The sequence below is a fragment of the Oceanobacillus iheyensis HTE831 genome (assembly GCF_000011245.1).
In the GTDB taxonomy this organism is placed as follows: domain Bacteria; phylum Bacillota; class Bacilli; order Bacillales; family Amphibacillaceae; genus Oceanobacillus; species Oceanobacillus iheyensis.
This window is the reverse complement of sequence record NC_004193.1, coordinates 1,237,643-1,253,019: the sequence shown is the minus strand read 5'-3', so window position 1 is coordinate 1,253,019 and position 15,377 is coordinate 1,237,643. Positions and strand designations below refer to the sequence as shown.

The 15,377-nt window shown below is 33.7% G+C and carries 21 protein-coding genes; 11 read left to right on the top strand and 10 right to left on the bottom strand.

Annotated features, from left to right (window positions below; translation table 11 throughout):
- Positions 1-11 precede the first annotated feature (11 nt).
- Positions 12-983 (bottom strand): BMP family ABC transporter substrate-binding protein, encoded by a 972-nt coding sequence (locus OB_RS06315; RefSeq protein ID WP_231846998.1) that lies wholly within the window; start codon positions 981-983, stop codon positions 12-14.
- A gap of 30 nt (positions 984-1,013) precedes the next feature.
- Positions 1,014-1,625: a hypothetical protein gene (locus OB_RS06310; protein ID WP_011065601.1), complete on the bottom strand. Its 612-nt coding sequence runs from the start codon at positions 1,623-1,625 to the stop codon at positions 1,014-1,016.
- Between the two features lie 150 nt (positions 1,626-1,775).
- Between OB_RS06310 and OB_RS17935 the strand changes: the two genes are divergently transcribed.
- Positions 1,776-1,940 carry a YjzD family protein gene (locus OB_RS17935; RefSeq protein WP_231846997.1) on the top strand — a complete coding sequence of 55 codons (165 nt, stop codon included), beginning with the start codon at positions 1,776-1,778 and terminating at the stop codon, positions 1,938-1,940.
- A 49-nt stretch (positions 1,941-1,989) separates the two neighbouring features.
- Here the strand turns inward: OB_RS17935 and OB_RS06305 are convergent, their stop codons facing one another.
- Positions 1,990-2,295 (bottom strand): hypothetical protein, encoded by a 306-nt coding sequence (locus OB_RS06305; protein WP_011065599.1) that lies wholly within the window; start codon positions 2,293-2,295, stop codon positions 1,990-1,992.
- Between the two features lie 84 nt (positions 2,296-2,379).
- Between OB_RS06305 and OB_RS06300 the strand changes: the two genes are divergently transcribed.
- From OB_RS06300 to OB_RS06290, 3 genes are all read left to right on the top strand, one after another.
- The gene (locus OB_RS06300; protein ID WP_011065598.1) at positions 2,380-3,207 is read left to right on the top strand and encodes an undecaprenyl-diphosphate phosphatase; all 828 of its coding nucleotides are present in this window, start codon (positions 2,380-2,382) and stop codon (positions 3,205-3,207) included.
- 188 nt (positions 3,208-3,395) lie between these two features.
- Positions 3,396-3,815: a MarR family winged helix-turn-helix transcriptional regulator gene (locus OB_RS06295; RefSeq protein WP_011065597.1), complete on the top strand. Its 420-nt coding sequence runs from the start codon at positions 3,396-3,398 to the stop codon at positions 3,813-3,815.
- A gap of 3 nt (positions 3,816-3,818) precedes the next feature.
- Complete coding sequence (locus OB_RS06290) at positions 3,819-5,009, top strand: MFS transporter (protein WP_011065596.1); 1,191 nt, start codon at positions 3,819-3,821, stop codon at positions 5,007-5,009.
- Between the two features lie 53 nt (positions 5,010-5,062).
- Here OB_RS06290 and OB_RS06285 read toward each other — a convergent pair whose 3' ends face one another.
- Entirely contained in the window at positions 5,063-5,380 is a 318-nt protein-coding gene (locus OB_RS06285) for a metal-sulfur cluster assembly factor (protein ID WP_011065595.1), read from the bottom strand.
- Positions 5,381-5,441: 61 nt separating this feature from the next.
- Complete coding sequence (gene yjfP, locus OB_RS06280) at positions 5,442-6,209, bottom strand: esterase (protein ID WP_407938091.1); 768 nt, start codon at positions 6,207-6,209, stop codon at positions 5,442-5,444.
- Positions 6,210-6,341: 132 nt separating this feature from the next.
- Between yjfP and OB_RS06275 the strand changes: the two genes are divergently transcribed.
- The 4 genes from OB_RS06275 (at position 6,342) to OB_RS06265 (ending at position 8,035) form a co-directional block, all read left to right on the top strand.
- Positions 6,342-7,178 carry a Cof-type HAD-IIB family hydrolase gene (locus tag OB_RS06275; RefSeq protein ID WP_011065593.1) on the top strand — a complete coding sequence of 279 codons (837 nt, stop codon included), beginning with the start codon at positions 6,342-6,344 and terminating at the stop codon, positions 7,176-7,178.
- A gap of 123 nt (positions 7,179-7,301) precedes the next feature.
- The gene (locus OB_RS18475; RefSeq protein ID WP_173338113.1) at positions 7,302-7,451 is read left to right on the top strand and encodes a hypothetical protein; all 150 of its coding nucleotides are present in this window, start codon (positions 7,302-7,304) and stop codon (positions 7,449-7,451) included.
- Positions 7,452-7,643, top strand: coding sequence for a DUF3813 family protein (locus tag OB_RS06270; RefSeq protein WP_011065591.1), 192 nt, complete (start codon positions 7,452-7,454; stop codon positions 7,641-7,643).
- Between the two features lie 128 nt (positions 7,644-7,771).
- On the top strand, positions 7,772-8,035 hold the full coding sequence (locus OB_RS06265) for a NifU N-terminal domain-containing protein (protein ID WP_011065590.1): 264 nt from the start codon (positions 7,772-7,774) through the stop codon (positions 8,033-8,035).
- A gap of 155 nt (positions 8,036-8,190) precedes the next feature.
- On the opposite strand, the gene OB_RS06260 is transcribed toward OB_RS06265, so the two are convergent.
- Positions 8,191-8,610: a hypothetical protein gene (locus tag OB_RS06260; RefSeq protein ID WP_152023697.1), complete on the bottom strand. Its 420-nt coding sequence runs from the start codon at positions 8,608-8,610 to the stop codon at positions 8,191-8,193.
- A gap of 16 nt (positions 8,611-8,626) precedes the next feature.
- The gene (locus OB_RS06255; RefSeq protein ID WP_011065588.1) at positions 8,627-9,469 is read right to left on the bottom strand and encodes a YitT family protein; all 843 of its coding nucleotides are present in this window, start codon (positions 9,467-9,469) and stop codon (positions 8,627-8,629) included.
- Positions 9,470-9,576: 107 nt separating this feature from the next.
- On the opposite strand from OB_RS06255, the gene OB_RS06250 reads away from it, so the two are divergent.
- From OB_RS06250 to OB_RS06240, 3 genes are all read left to right on the top strand, one after another.
- The gene (locus OB_RS06250; RefSeq protein ID WP_011065587.1) at positions 9,577-10,440 is read left to right on the top strand and encodes a DegV family protein; all 864 of its coding nucleotides are present in this window, start codon (positions 9,577-9,579) and stop codon (positions 10,438-10,440) included.
- A 171-nt stretch (positions 10,441-10,611) separates the two neighbouring features.
- A complete protein-coding gene (yppF, locus tag OB_RS06245; protein ID WP_011065586.1) occupies positions 10,612-10,800 on the top strand; it encodes a YppF family protein in 189 nt (62 codons plus the stop codon).
- A gap of 195 nt (positions 10,801-10,995) precedes the next feature.
- Positions 10,996-11,862 (top strand): SDR family oxidoreductase, encoded by an 867-nt coding sequence (locus OB_RS06240; protein ID WP_050750239.1) that lies wholly within the window; start codon positions 10,996-10,998, stop codon positions 11,860-11,862.
- Between the two features lie 97 nt (positions 11,863-11,959).
- Here the strand turns inward: OB_RS06240 and OB_RS06235 are convergent, their stop codons facing one another.
- From OB_RS06235 to OB_RS06225, 3 genes are all read right to left on the bottom strand, one after another.
- Complete coding sequence (locus tag OB_RS06235) at positions 11,960-13,456, bottom strand: alpha-amylase family glycosyl hydrolase (protein WP_011065584.1); 1,497 nt, start codon at positions 13,454-13,456, stop codon at positions 11,960-11,962.
- A 271-nt stretch (positions 13,457-13,727) separates the two neighbouring features.
- Entirely contained in the window at positions 13,728-14,102 is a 375-nt protein-coding gene (locus OB_RS06230; RefSeq protein WP_011065583.1) for a YisL family protein, read from the bottom strand.
- Between the two features lie 101 nt (positions 14,103-14,203).
- Positions 14,204-15,373 (bottom strand): DUF418 domain-containing protein, encoded by a 1,170-nt coding sequence (locus OB_RS06225; RefSeq protein ID WP_011065582.1) that lies wholly within the window; start codon positions 15,371-15,373, stop codon positions 14,204-14,206.
- Between the last annotated feature and the right edge of the window lie 4 nt (positions 15,374-15,377).

Sequence of the window (15,377 nt, the reverse complement as noted above, 5' to 3'; positions counted from 1 at the left end):
GTATGATTAATTTAGTTTTTATTATCTTCATTAGGTAAATTTCCAGTTTCCTTAAATCGCTGAATATCACTTTTTATCTTCTCTTGGAATTCATCTGAAATGGTCTCATTAAATTCACCCAGTCCAACAAACTCATCTTGAAAATCAAAATTATAAATTTCACCTTGTAATTCTGATTTGTCAAAAAGATCAGTAATATGCAGATATAATTGATCTATATGCTGCAATGTACTTGTAAGTACAGTATCAGGTGCAAGTTCCGTTTGGTTAGTCAAATAGCCAATTGCATATAAGTTATCTTCTTGAGCCTTTTTAATAATTGGTTCACTAAATGAATTACCTATAGGATAAAAAACATCTACACCTTCTTCTTTCATTTCCTCATAGACTTTTAAAGCAAGTTCTGTATTATTCCAGTCATTAAGATAATCCAACTCAATTTCTGTCGTAGGACTAATGTATTTTACTCCTTCGTAGAATCCTTCGATTTCAGGCTGCCATGAATGTGCTGCAATGATTCCAACGTCGTTATTCATAGTCATTTGTCCAGCAACCATACCTGCAAAGAATCCCATTGCATGTCCATCAAAATTCAAAGAGGTAACATTACTCTTCACCTCACCGCCATTCATATAAACAAAATGGACATCCGGATAGCTATCTGATAATTCCATGAAATACTCTCCATACATGTTACTATGCCCAAAAATAAGATTCACTCCATCTTGAGCAAGCTCATCTACAGCAACTCTAACATCTTGCATTGATTGAATATTTTCTTTGTACATCACATCGACTTGATACTTATCTTCAATTTGTTGCATGCCCTCATATCCGGTTTGTGTCCAAGGATTTTCATCAATATCCGTCTCTACAAGAAAACCCACATTTTGTATGTTTCCAGATTCAAAATAAGAACAAGCGGAAAGAGTGCATACAGATATAAATAAAATTGCTATAAATAATTTCTTCAAAAAACACACTCCATTCCATTTTTTACAATAATTTCAAGTCTATTGTTGAAATTGTTCATAATGTTTCTTTAATAACTGTATAATTGTGTCTATACTTCTATTTTTACGGAGAAATACCATTTTTTCAACTTTCTTGTTCGAAATGTTTTCCTGTTTAGGAAAAACTTGAAAAGATGCTGGCAATTTTTCAAGTTGTATCCATTTTAATAATGCATTTACAAAATCAGTAATATAAATTGCTTGTTCTTTAAAATAATCGGAATCAAATCGGATAAACTCATCATATCTGTAAATTCCTTGCTTATTCATATTCATCCATTCACCAATTAATAATGACGGATAGATACAAGTCATTGTCACTGATCGTGATTGTATTCTTTTATCACGGTTCGTTGATATAGTAATCCATCGCTTCACACCTTTTGGCAGTTCTAATTCAGTAATAAAATCGTCTGTGATGATACCGATATCATAGGATTTCGTTGTTTGTAATGTGACTTCTTCAAATAGACTATTTCTTCCAAAAAACATCTCTAAACTTCCCGGTTCATCATTATCTACAACCCCATCAACCAAGAATTCTTCCATTAATAGCGCATCTACTATATGATATCCTACCCAACTATTACAGTTAACAACCAATACTCTCATTCCTATCTCTCCTTCCTATTTAATAAAAATTACTTGAATAATTCATAAGCAAAATAATAGAATACGTGTTAGAATATAATTGTTAATGAATTGTATGTGTTTAAAGTTAGTTTGATAATATGAGTGAGGTGTATAATAATGCGATACATAATGACAATATTTTGGTCATTTCTACTTTCCGCCGCTGTCTCTTATGTACTCTCAAGTATGGGTGGAGAACCTTTCTTGATTGAAAATGCGATCATTCTGACAGTAATTTTTTCTATTGTAGTATTTGTACTCGGGGAAGGCATTTTAAAAGAAAAAACGGAATAACACTGAAAAACCCTTGCCTTCCAGCAAAGATGGCAAGGGTTTTTCCTTATTAATACCAAGGAAGTACACTTATTGCCGTTAATGCAGCGAGAGGTAAAATCAAACGATTAAACCTTCTCCTTCCATACCCAGGATATCCAAAACCGGGATACCCAAATCCACCATATCCTGGCCAAAAAACACGATGGTCATACGAATTATTTTCTTGCGAGTAATCAATTGGAACTGCAAGGTGTACATTTTCTTGATCCACATCTGTAACAATGCCATCTATCTGAGAACCATCATTCATTTGTATTAATACATATAAGTGAATATGCTCGTTACATTGGTCATACATTGTTTTATCAGTCATTTTTTATCCTCCTCCATGATAGCCTATGCATCTATATTTGGAGTGGTGAAAATAACCCAGAAATTGAATGAAGGAGTTAAAATCATGAATGTGTTTGAAAATTTTTGGACAATCGTGCATTATTTTGTTCTTGGACTTGTACAAGGTATCACGGAGCCAATCCCTATCTCTTCTAGTGGGCATATAATTATATTTCGAGAACTATTTGGAATTGAAGCGAGAGGTTTATCATTTGAGATATTTGTAAACTTAGCTTCTTTACTTGCCGTATTAATAATCTATCGTAAAGACATAGTCCGATTGGCAGTAAATAGTTGGAACTTTATATTCAAGCAAGAAAAAGAATCTAAAAGTGATTTTATGTTTGTCGTTTATCTTGTCCTTGCTACTATCCCAGTTGGAATCGTCGGTGTACTATTTGGTGATGAGATTGGAGCATTTATTGGCGAAGATGGTACAACTGTAGTTGGAATCACACTACTAATAACTGCTGCAGCGATTTGGATGATTCGTAACTTACGCGGTAGAAAGATCGAAGGAGATTTATCTACAAAAGATGCTGTTATTGTAGGACTAGCACAAGCTGTTGCCGTTACACCTGGTATAAGTAGATCAGGGGCTACATTAGTAGCATCTATGTTAATGGGAATGAAGCAAGATACCGCATTACGATTTTCATTCCTTTTATATATTCCGGTTAGTTTAGGGTCTTCCATATTAGAAATACCAAATATTGTACGCGATCCAAATGTTCAGGAATTATGGATACCATATTTAGTTGCTTTTATTACAGCATTTATTGCTTCTTATTTTGCATTAAAATGGTTTATGAATATAATGCGACATGGAAACCTTAAATATTTTGCATACTACTGTGTAATTGTCGGAGTGCTCGTATTAATATTCCTATAGAACTTATTTAAGATCTCAAAACAAGTACCTTAAACTTGTTTTGAGGTCTTTTTCGTATGGGTAGAAAAATTTATTTAAACAGGCTTAATTCGGTTACCAACCCAAAAAAGGTATTTACATAACGTAACAAGAGGTATAGAATTGTTCAAGTGAATTTATTTATCTAGGTAAATAATTAGGAGGACGGCATGGATAATATAAAGAGCAAAGATATTCTACACTTATACAATCAAAAATATCGTTATTTTAATAAAGAAATGAATCAACGCTTACGAAAATATGATTTATATGCCTCACAATGGGCAATCCTGTATTGCCTTGATCAGTCAGGACCTTTAACGCAAACAGACATATGGAAATACCTAAATATAGAAGCTCCTACAGTAACACGAACTTTATCTAGACTTGAAAAAAATGGTTGGGTAGAGAGGTTACCTGGTGAAGATAAAAGAGAAAAGATGATTTATTTAACCGAAGAAGCTAAGAAAGAATTACCGAATGTAAAAATAACCATGAAACAGTTTGATGATGATATGCTTCAACAATTAGATCAGAATGAAAGGAAATTATTATATCAACTACTTAGTAAATTAACATCAGAGGTGTAAAAATTGAATCTCGAAAAAATTTGGACGAAAAGTTTTATTAGTATTTCTCTTGTACAACTATTAATATTTTTATCTTTTTATGCGTTATTAACTACTCTTCCTATATATGTAATGGATCAACTTGGAGGTAACGAGGCTGAAGGTGGTTTAGTCGTAACAGTGATGTTACTCGCAGCTATTATTATTCGATTCTTTTCTGCAAAATTATTAGACAAGATCGGAAAAAAACGAGGGCTAATCATAAGTGTTGCTCTATTTATGATTACCTCTTTTTTATATTTATTAGTTGAAACCTATACTTCCCTATTAGCTTTACGCTTTTTACATGGCTTCTCGTTTGGGATAATCACAACTGCGACCGGTGCGATTGCCGCTGATATCATTCCAGCTTCTCGTAAAGGGGCCGGGTTAGGCTATTTTGCTATGGCAATGAATGTAGCAGTTGTTTTAGGACCATTTATTGGTCTTACGTTGATACAATATGTAAGTTTTCACACGTTATTCTTCATTTTAGGTGTTTTAATGATCGTTGCTCTAATTAACTCTATGATGGTTCAAGTTGAAGAACAGATTGTAGAAGTAAATGATAATAGACAGCGTCTTTCTATACATGATTTTATTGAGACCCGAGCATTGCCTATTGCTATAATCGCAAGTTTAGTTTCGTTATCCTATGCTAGCGTTATGTCATTTATATCTGTATATGCTTCCTCTATAGGTCTTGCATCAACGGCAAGTTTCTTTTTCCTAGTTTTTGCAGCGGTAATGCTTATAACTAGGCCATCTATTGGTAGAAGTTTTGACCTGAAAGGACCTAGATTTGTATTATTACCTTGTTTAATGATCTTTTCAGTGGGGTTAATTGCATTAAGTATAACGAATAGTTCCTGGATGTTGCTACTTGCTGCAGGACTAATTGGTTTAGGCTATGGTTCTATTCTACCTGGATTTCAAACCATCGCTATTCAACTATCTCCAGACAGTCGTAGCTCTCATGCAACATCAACCTTTTTTATTCTATATGATTTAGGTATTGCGATTGGATCCTTTGTATGGGGACTAATTGTATCTGAAATTGGCTTCTCAAATCTATACTTGGTTGCTGCAGCAATAGTTGTCATAGCTCTATTCCTTTTCGAATTTTACTATAGAAGACCTTCCAAAAAAGAGGTAAACATTGCAGATGTACAATAAAAAAGAAGTCACCGTTTTAAAAAACACTGCTAGAAATTAGCAGTGTTTTTTAATCAATCTGGAATACCTAGAGCAATTTTAGCATAGCGTGACATTTTGTCTTTACCCCATGGTGGATCCCATACAATATTTACCTTCGTTTCTTTAACTTCAGGTATATCAGAAAGTGCATGTTTGATATCTGATTCAATATGTGCAGATAAAGGACATCCCATTGCTGTTAATGTCATTGTCACCACACATAAACCTTCGACTTCATCGTCCATATCTACATCGTAAATCAAACCAAGATTTACAATATCTATACCTAATTCTGGGTCAATTACATTTTCTAATGCGCCCATTAAGTTTTCTTTTAGTGCCTCATCCATAATAATTCCCTCCTTCCCCTATATACCATTTAAACATACTATATCATTTTAGAAAATTAATTTACAATAGATGTTTCTCAAACCATTTTGTTGCCTCTTGGTAACCGTTAAGACTTACCTTATGTCCTACGCCGGGCTCTTTTATAAATTTAATATTCTGTTGGTCCAAGTAAGTATCCTTCACTTCCTGGTAGAAAAGAAAAGAATGCTCAAAAGGGACGACAGGATCTTTATCTCCATGCCAGAACATTACAGGTCGTTGATCTAAAGTATTCACATGACGAGATAAGTCCATGGCTTCTATTTCTGTTAATAATTGCTGCAATTGATTATCTGATATTGGAAGTTCCCCATATTTTTTAAAATTACCAATAAGGGCATTTGCATAATCTGTAATCTTAGGTGATCCCATCATAATAGCTGCTGCTCGAACCCAATTATACTTTGCCAATGCTGCACTTGTAGTGATTCCGCCCATACTTGTACCTGCAATACCCAATTTGTCCTCTAAAAGCCAATTATTTTCTAATAAGACACTTCTTAATTCTTCTAAATCTTGAACATTTTGAATCACAATATTCCAAAATGACATTTGCAATTGCTTATCGGTCAGGCCATTACTTCTTTCCCCATGATAAAGACTTTCTGGTAAAAGTACTCTAAACCCTTTTTGAGCTAACATATATGCAATCGGTAAATTCTGTTCTTTCGCACTAGTAAAACCATGAAAATAAATAATTGTCGGTAATTCAATATTATAATTTTCACTTTTAACAATATGTAAATATGGAATTTGATTTACTTGTTCCTCATAAATACCAATCATCATGTCTACTCCCCTTCATCGTTCACTATCTTCTATTGTAAGGTTTCTTTAACGACTCATGCAAATAATGTAAACTCTTTTTCACTTTACATCTAACTGAATAATGATAAGATTAGTTCAGATGAGGTGATTACAATGACAAAAAAACAAAAGCATTTAATTGCGGTTGATTTAGATGGAACTTTATTGAAAGATAATAAAACAATAAGTTCCCGCAATAAGAATACTTTACTCCAGGCAATGAATGATGGACATATTGTTGTTATAGCAACTGGTCGTCCACATAGAGCAAGTATTAACTATTATCATGAACTCGGTTTAAAAACACCAATGGTTAATTTTAATGGAGCATTGGTGCATCACCCATTAGATGCATCATGGAAAACACTTCACACTACTATGCCTATTAAAACAGCCCACAAAATTATCGATGCTTCCTACGAATTACAGGTGAAGAATATTTTGGCTGAAGTTCAAGATGAAGTTTACATGGATGTGTTTAATGAAGAAATTTTAGAAGTTTTTCAAGATAACGAAGAACGTTATATTATTGGTGATATAAAAAGCAAGTTAAGTGAAGATCCAACCTCCGTACTCATTCATCCTAGAGAAGATCATATTAAAGAACTAAGATCCCATTTAGATGACTATCATGCCGAAATAATTGAACATCGTAAATGGGGAGCTCCTTGGAATATTATTGAAATTATTCGCAAAGGCATGAATAAAGCAGTAGGGTTACAGAATATCGCTAAGCATTATGATATACCGAAAGACCGTATCATTGCTTTTGGTGATGAGGATAATGATTTAGAAATGATTGACTATGCAGGTGTTGGCGTATCCATGGGCAATGCTATTGATTCTTTAGTATCCATATCAAAGCATCAAACCGTATCAAATGAAGATGATGGAATAAGTATTTTTCTAGAGGAATACTTACAATTATCAAAAAATGTTATTCAATCATAAATCCATTAGTTTCCTGCTATAAATTTGTTTATCCGTTTTATACTATAAGTGAGCGTGAAATCACGTTCGCTTTTTTACTTCAATATGGTTAAAGCAAGTATCTCTTTTAAGGGGGTATTCACTTTGAGCAAGCGAAGTAAATCTAAACGTTTCAGCCATCAAGGTGCTGCTGCAGTAAAACAACACGATGAGATCTTTACCTATCGTTCAACACTGGAACAGGCCGAGAGAAAGCAACAAGATGCTGATAACCAATCTCTAGGAGGGTTTTAATTGGAAAATAACCTTTATCAAAAGGCGAAAAATGCTGTAACTAATATGTTAAGTAATCAAGGATCTAGTGCTGAGCAGCAACAAGCTGCAAAACAAGCTATTGAAGCAGCCTATCAAGAAGCTTCTCCAGAAGAAAGACAACAACTTCAACAACTTGAACAGCAATTGCAACAGCATAATCAATTAAAATAACTTCCAAGCGATGATATAAAGAGCACCTAAACAATCAATTGTTTTAGGTGCTCTTTATACTTTAGTATTGATTTCTTTTCTGTTAATATATAAATACAATATATATGTATTATTAGGAGGAAATTATAATGGGAGTACATATCTCAGCAACACCGAATCCAAATGCCATGAAATATACCTCAGAAAAAGTTATCTTTGAAGGTACTAATAGTATTTCAGTAATGCCTGGAAATACGAGTGAATATGAAATCTTAAATGAACTAATGAAATTAGAAGAAGTTGATAATGTTTTTGGTTACCAAAATTTTATTACTGTGAACAAACAGTTTGATGCTGAATGGGAAAGCCTTAATCCAAAAGTGGAAGAACTTTTCGTGAAATACGGTTATTAAATAAATAAGTAAGAAATAGTGAGCAATATCATCATCGGATGATGTTGCTCACTATTTTTCTTTATCTATTGAGATGTATTAAATTATCTTTTTAACAAGAGAAAATACTCTGTATCCGTTATACACAGTCACAGAGTATTAAAATATTTTGCGTACTATTTTTGAGTATCGATTGGAATATAATTTTCATTTATAGGTTCTCCAGATTCGTTTTTACCATATAGAACCATTACAGGAGGACTGTTCCCTTCTAATACATCGTTTGGTAGTGTCTCTACTATTTGAAACCTATTCCATTCACTATTTGAATTCTCAACTTCTTCAAACGTTTCTTCCTGTATTATCTCACCATCTAATTCAACATGGTAATAGAATAAGCCTCCAGAACTACTAACCTCACCAATAATATGGAATTGCTCACTTTCAAGATTGACATCTATTTCGCGAAATTGAACAGAAGTTGCCCGTTGATCAAGTTCTCGCTCAGTCTCCACTGGTTCTATGACATCTTCATCTCTATTACCACAAGCTGCCATAAATAATAAAATCAACATTACAATTCCAATTTTTTTCATTATACGAACACCCTTTTTAGTCTCTTCTAAAGAAGCCATACACACCTGCCGTTTCCACTATGTTTGTGAAAGCATTTGGATCTACTTCATTAATGATTCTCTCTAGGTCATATAATTCATAACGAGTAACAACTAAATACATTAAGCTTTTATCTGCCTTCGTATAGGCACCCTTCGCAGGAAGAATGGTAATTCCACGAACCATCGTCTTATGAATGGCTTCTTGAAGTTCATCTGTTTTCTTCGTAACAATCATTGCTGTAACTTTCTCATAACGTGTATGAATCGCATCAATTACCCGTGTAGTAACATATAGTGTTAGCATAGTGTATAACGCATTTTCTGGCAAATACATAATACCTGCAATTGCAATAATAAATGTATTCATGATTAAGAAATAATTCCCGATCGGCTTATCTTTTAATCGCGACAGGATCATGGCTACAATATCCATCCCACCGGTAGATGCACCAATTTTAAGTGTTATACCAACACCGATACCAGCTATTACACCACCAAATACAGCATTTAGAATAATGTCGCCAGATATTTCTACTAATGGAATAATTTCAAGAAATACTGTAGAGAAAAACACCGAAATTAAACTATATATTGTAAAACCTTTTCCGACTTTATACCAGCCCATGATTAATACGGGAATATTTAAGATAGCTAGTAATATACCTGTAGATAACCCAACGCCTAGAAAATCGTTAAATATACTAGATAATAGCTGTGCAGCACCCGTAAATCCACTCGCATATACATTAGCCTCAATGAGAAAGAAATTTAATGATATAGCATTTAATAATGCACCAATTATAACAATAGCAACTCTTTTTGCTTCCATTAAGAACATGGAGTAACCCCCTTTAACTATGTGAAGAAATAATAACTTTTTGACTAAAATTTTAAATACATTTAAACTAAAATAAAGTCTAAAACAAGAAAAGTAGGTGAAGTACGATGGCGATAACAATATTAACTGATAGTGCTTGTGACTTGTCAAAGAAATATTATAACGAAAACAACATTGAAATGATACCATTAACTGTTCATCTAGACAATGAAGAGTTTGAAGATGGCCGTACCATCAATCCAAAAACCGTCTATGAAGCGATGCGAAATGGTAAATCACCAAAAACATCACAGGCTTCTGCACAAGATTTTAAAGATATATTTACAAAACATGCTGAAGAGAATCAATCATTAATTTATATTGCTTTTTCTTCAGAACTTTCTGGAACTTACCAATCTGCTAAAATGATGGAATTGGAAGTAAAAGAGACGTATCCAGATGCGGATATATATGTAATCGATTCAAAATGCGCATCATTTGGACATGGTTTAGTAGTCCTAGAAGCTGCAAAGTTAGCTAATAATGGTGCTACTGTAAATGAAATCATTGAAAAGGTTGATTATCATGCAAAACATATGGAACATATATTTACAGTGGATGATTTAGAATACTTATATCGTGGCGGTCGTGTAAGTAAAACTGCAGCCTTTGTAGGAGGTTTATTAAAAATAAAGCCCCTTCTTCATGTTGAAGATGGAAAACTTATACCTCTAGAAAAAATTCGGGGATCGAAAAAAGTACTTCAACGCATGGTTGATGTCATGGAATCCCGAGGTCAAGACTTTGAAAATCAAACAATTGGAATTAGCCACGGTGATGATCTCTCTCGTGCTGAACAATTATCAGAAATGATACAAGAAAAATTTAACGTAGCAAAAGAGAATATTATAATTGAAATGGTAGGATCTGCAATTGGTTCTCACTCAGGTCCAGGTACACTGGCATTATTTTTCTTAAATACAAATAAATAGAAATCATCCTTACGACGAATTATCCCCTTATATATAGACAATTAAACGTTCTATTATCACAATGGTTTTATTTTTACTTATTAAACTTGTTCTATATTGAATGATTTATGTGTATGAATACCTACGTCTAATCATATAGTGTAACAATAAGCTATCAATGGAGGGTAAATCATGCTTAATAAACTATTGGATACTTTCGAAACAGAACATAAATATGCACCCCTTACGTTAGATCATTTGTTAGATTTTTATCAAAAGAAATACATTCAAGGCAAAATTGATATAAGACGATATTATGAAATATATCAATGCTTACATCAACAAGGTGCTGTATCGTCACACGAATATCAATATTCATAATAATAAGTAGAGATATTACTGCACTTTATTGTGAAAGATAAAATCGTTCCAATAAAATAGGAAACACCTCTTAAAACGTAATTTATCGACTTTTAAGAGGTGTTTTTTCATGTAAGAAAAAATTACTTGGATTTATTCCATAAAAAAAGGGTAAAAGTATAATAAGTTTATTTTAAGGAGGCAACCGACGTGAAGATGGAGAAAAAAAACGGGAAAATAACCCCACCTGCACAAGTTCAAAGCAAGCAACCAGGTGTAGAATCCAAGATGACCCCAACACCTCAATTTATTCATGAATCATATGAAGGAAGTAATAAATTAAAAGGGAAAGTGGCAGTCATCACGGGTGGTGATAGTGGTATTGGTAAATCTGTTAGTGTCCATTATGCAAAAGAAGGTGCAGATATTGCTATTCTATACTTGGATGAACATGAAGATGCTGAGGAAACAAAACGATTAGTGGAACAAGAAGGTCGTAAATGCATACTTATTAATGGTGATATTGGTAATCAATCGTTTTGTGAGGCTGCAGCAACTGAAGTTTTAGATAACTTTGGCAAAGTTGATATTCTTGTTAATAACGCAGCTGAACAGCATCCTCAACAAACTCTAATGGATATTTCCAGTGAACAACTAGAAAAAACATTTCAAACGAATGTCTTTAGTATGTTTTATCTGACAAAAGCAATTCTACCTAATTTAAAAAAAGGGAGCGCCATTATTAATACAACTTCTGTAACAGCTTACGAAGGTAATCCTGTGCTTATCGATTATTCTTCAACCAAAGGCGCTATTGTGTCTTTCACTCGTGCTTTATCAAATGACCTTGCAGAAAAAGGTATACGAGTGAACGCAGTTGCTCCTGGCCCAATTTGGACACCACTTATCCCTGCGTCATTTAATAAACAGCAAGTTGATGAATTTGGCGGCAATACACCAATGAAACGACCTGGACAACCAAGTGAATTAGGACCCGCGTATGTATATCTCGCAAGTGAAGACTCTAGCTATATGTCTGGACAAACCCTCCATATAAATGGCGGTAAAGTCGTAAATGGTTAGTTCAATTAAAAGGTTAAGACCTCATGAAAGTATTCCTGAAAAGGATAAATAATCACATTAACCTTTTCACTACTTTCTGTCTTAACCTTTTTTACACTTATTTCTTTTCTCTCTTGCGTTGTTTTATTGTCAAATAGATAACTCCAGCAATAAAGGCCAAAATAACCATAACAATAAATCCAATAAACCACCAGTTAAGACCATGATCATCCTGTACTTCATACACTTCTACAGATTCACGTGGTATTCCAATTCGATGATTCCCTTCTTGGTTTTCACGAACCAAATTATCTTGTAAGTGGCCGCGTAACTCTTTATTAGCATCAACATCAGTTACATCTACATAAGCAGACTCACTTCCATTGTTAATCGCAACATACATCGTTTGGCCTTCATAACTTCTTTTATAGACTATCATCGAATCAACGGTATCGACTAGTTCAATGTCACCTTGTCGTAGTGCAGGAAATTCATTTCGTAAAGACGCTATTCTAGTATGAAATTCTTTCAATTCTGGGTCCCCACTATTAAATGGTACAAGTCGCTGAGACTCCTCTTCATCTCCACCATACATTGGCAACTCCGTACCTTGAACAATTAGAGGTGTTCCTGGTGTAGTATACATATATGTCAATGCTAGTGTCCATGCTGTCAGTGAATTTCGTTGGTTCTTCGAATATGCATTGGTAAAACGTTCTTCTGTAAAATTATCAATTGTAATTAACGGAGAGTCTGTCTCTAAATTCTCCCATTGATGGTACACCTCAGAAACTGGATTATCCACATCAGAGAATACTTGTTTTAACCGTTCATGCAGCATAGGATTAGCTACAATATCCAGAGGTGTTTCTTCTAATTCTTGAATGTTAGCAGATTCTGGATCTAATATATCTCCTATTAAATAAAATTCTTCATCTGTTTCTTTTATATGTTGTGTATATTCTTGAAGAAAGTCAATTGGCGCTTGATCAACAGCATGTAACGTAAAACCATCTATCTCCGTCTCTTCCATCCAGTAGTCTGCAACATTTATCATATTCTCCGCAACTTCAGGTTGATTCAAATTCCATTGAAGTGCATTAGCAGACCAAGATGCAGCTGTGTAAGAAGGTTCCGTCCACCAATCAGCTTTAGTTTCGTCTTCTGTTACTTCATGTGATGCTGCAGCATAATTGATTACCATATCCATAACTACTTTCATATCACGTTGATGTGCTTGTTCAATCAACTGATTAAGATCTTCCATGGTTCCTAATTGCTCGTCTATTTCAAAATAATCAAGGACCCAATATCCGTGATAACCATTCTGTTGATTAGTCATTAAAGGGGATAATGAAATGGTAGTAATCCCCATTTCCTTTAGTCGATCTAGTTGATCAATTATACCTTTAATATCGCCACCGTGGTATGCATTCGGGTCATCCACAGCAATTTCTTCCGTTTCCTCAGAATCTCCATTATTAAAACGATCAACTAAAATATCATAAATAATTTCATTATGTATATTGATTGGTTCTTCTGCGTTTACATTAGTTACAGGCAATAAAACAAAAATCACTGTAAGCAATAGAAGCAATTTATTTCTATTTAACATGATGTACATCCTCCATTAGTAAATAATCCCTTCGACTCCCCTTCTATTATTCCTTAATAAAAAAAATAGTCAACTACACGTTGATATTTGTTGAAAAGACTTCAAATTTTTTTCGAATCGGATCTAGTTTATAATTAAAATATTTATATTAAATTTCGTATAGTCCAAGCTTTCAGTTTAATAAACCTTAGCAATTTTGAAATTGACCCACACAAAAAAAACCAACGGAAACTTGCCCGTTGGTTTTAATAGATATAGATATTCTTCAACATTAAATAAATAGAAAGCCCATTGGTAAGCGGAAGAAACCTAATACAATTACTAAAACTAACGCTATGGAAAATTGTACCCATTTCGCTGTAGTTGGTTTTCCTTTTGCTTTTCCAGTAAGAATCATTTCCATCATCGCTACTAGCCATAATCCTGCAAGTGCTTTAACTAATGCTTCGCCAAGGATAGGCATTCCGTAACCCTGAATGTAATCCCAGGTTAGTATTCCACCTGTAATAATGATGAGAATAAACATAAGTCGTAAAATCATATGAATTATTTTTGCTGGTTTTTGGTTTCCTTTTTTGTACATAACAAGTGCAATAATAAACAAAATTAGCCCTAATGCCCATGATGTAATGTGCATATGTGTCATAGAAAATTCCTCCTTTTAATAATCAAACCAATTTGTCCTAAAAGTATCATACCATCTATGGAAAAATAATACATGGAACAACCCTTCTTTTCAATAAATCGTCAAGTTTCCCTACGGAATGGTTGTTTTTTTCCATAGGTAAGTGTACGCCATAACCATTCAAAAGGACCAAACCGAAATTTTTTCATCCACCACACACTAGCTATCATTTGTAAAATAAATATAACTATTACAAGAACCAATTGTATCAGTGGATCTATTTTCCCGTATAATCCAAACCCAACTCCATAAAAGAGCCAAAAACTGATAATAGACTGACATAAGTAGTTAGTCATTGCCATTTTTCCTACGGCTTGTAACGGAACCATTAATTGGCGAAACCATTCTTTCTTCCATAATAGCGTAATACTAGTGACATAAAAAATTGCAGAAGCTGCGCCACCAATATTATCTTGCACATATGAAAACCAGGACGGATTACCAAATAGATATGGTCCTAATTTTAAAACGATAAAACCAATGAAAGAAATAAACCAAATCACTGTTAATTTTTGTTGATATTTCTCTGGGTGATGGAACCATTTTTTTCGAGCAGCATACATACCGATAAGAAACATCGGAAGTATAACACCTGCTAAGAAAAGAATATTTATTCCACCATTTGATAATTGCCAATCATGTAGGTTTTGTTCCCAAATTCGAGATAATGAATCACTAGAATAGTTATTCATAGCTTGTATAATAAGCCCTTGATTTGCTGTATCTAAATAATCTCTAACCTGATACATCAATAGCGTAAATAACCCTACAAATACTCCCAATAGACTAATGATATTCACCACTATGGTTCGATCCTTTACATTAAAGTAAACTAACAGTAGAAAACCAACGACTCCATAAGTAAATAAGATATCCCCATGCCATATCCCTATTGCATGAATGAGACCGATAATTGTTAAGACAGTTAATCGCCGAATAAAAAATCGATTGACGGAAATTCCTTTTTCTACTAAGCGATCTTTTTGAAGTTGTATACCAAAACCAAAAAGAATTGAAAATAATGTATAAAAACTCGCTTGGAAAAACACATCCATGATAAATAATATCAACGAATCCATTTTTGAAGTCCATATCTCTGTTTCTCCACCATATAAAAAATAAGGGGCAGAGAAGGCACCAATATTAACCATAAAGATGCCGAAAATAGCAAAACCTCTTGCTGCGTCAATCCAGTTTAAACGTTGACTATCTTTAATTGGATACGTAGACATGGTA

Excerpts from the sequence above, each read along its gene's own strand:
- OB_RS17935 (WP_231846997.1), top strand. The coding sequence starts at position 1,776 with ATGACAATATTTTGGTCATTTCTACTTTCCGCCGCTGTCTCTTATGTA.
- OB_RS06225 (WP_011065582.1), bottom strand. The coding sequence starts at position 15,373 with ATGTCTACGTATCCAATTAAAGATAGTCAACGTTTAAACTGGATTGAC.
- yjfP (WP_407938091.1), bottom strand. The coding sequence starts at position 6,209 with ATGATGATTGGTATTTATGAGGAACAAGTAAATCAAATTCCATATTTA.
- OB_RS06230 (WP_011065583.1), bottom strand. The coding sequence starts at position 14,102 with ATGACACATATGCACATTACATCATGGGCATTAGGGCTAATTTTGTTT.
- OB_RS06285 (WP_011065595.1), bottom strand. The coding sequence starts at position 5,380 with ATGGATGAGGCACTAAAAGAAAACTTAATGGGCGCATTAGAAAATGTA.
- OB_RS06235 (WP_011065584.1), bottom strand. The coding sequence starts at position 13,456 with ATGTTAAATAGAAATAAATTGCTTCTATTGCTTACAGTGATTTTTGTT.
- OB_RS06255 (WP_011065588.1), bottom strand. The coding sequence starts at position 9,469 with ATGTTCTTAATGGAAGCAAAAAGAGTTGCTATTGTTATAATTGGTGCA.
- OB_RS06250 (WP_011065587.1), top strand. The coding sequence starts at position 9,577 with ATGGCGATAACAATATTAACTGATAGTGCTTGTGACTTGTCAAAGAAA.
- OB_RS06260 (WP_152023697.1), bottom strand. The coding sequence starts at position 8,610 with ATGAAAAAAATTGGAATTGTAATGTTGATTTTATTATTTATGGCAGCT.
- OB_RS06295 (WP_011065597.1), top strand. The coding sequence starts at position 3,396 with ATGGATAATATAAAGAGCAAAGATATTCTACACTTATACAATCAAAAA.
- OB_RS06240 (WP_050750239.1), top strand. The coding sequence starts at position 10,996 with ATGGAGAAAAAAAACGGGAAAATAACCCCACCTGCACAAGTTCAAAGC.
- OB_RS06310 (WP_011065601.1), bottom strand. The coding sequence starts at position 1,625 with ATGAGAGTATTGGTTGTTAACTGTAATAGTTGGGTAGGATATCATATA.
- OB_RS06300 (WP_011065598.1), top strand. The coding sequence starts at position 2,380 with ATGAATGTGTTTGAAAATTTTTGGACAATCGTGCATTATTTTGTTCTT.
- OB_RS06275 (WP_011065593.1), top strand. The coding sequence starts at position 6,342 with ATGACAAAAAAACAAAAGCATTTAATTGCGGTTGATTTAGATGGAACT.
- OB_RS06305 (WP_011065599.1), bottom strand. The coding sequence starts at position 2,295 with ATGACTGATAAAACAATGTATGACCAATGTAACGAGCATATTCACTTA.
- yppF (WP_011065586.1), top strand. The coding sequence starts at position 10,612 with ATGCTTAATAAACTATTGGATACTTTCGAAACAGAACATAAATATGCA.
- OB_RS06265 (WP_011065590.1), top strand. The coding sequence starts at position 7,772 with ATGGGAGTACATATCTCAGCAACACCGAATCCAAATGCCATGAAATAT.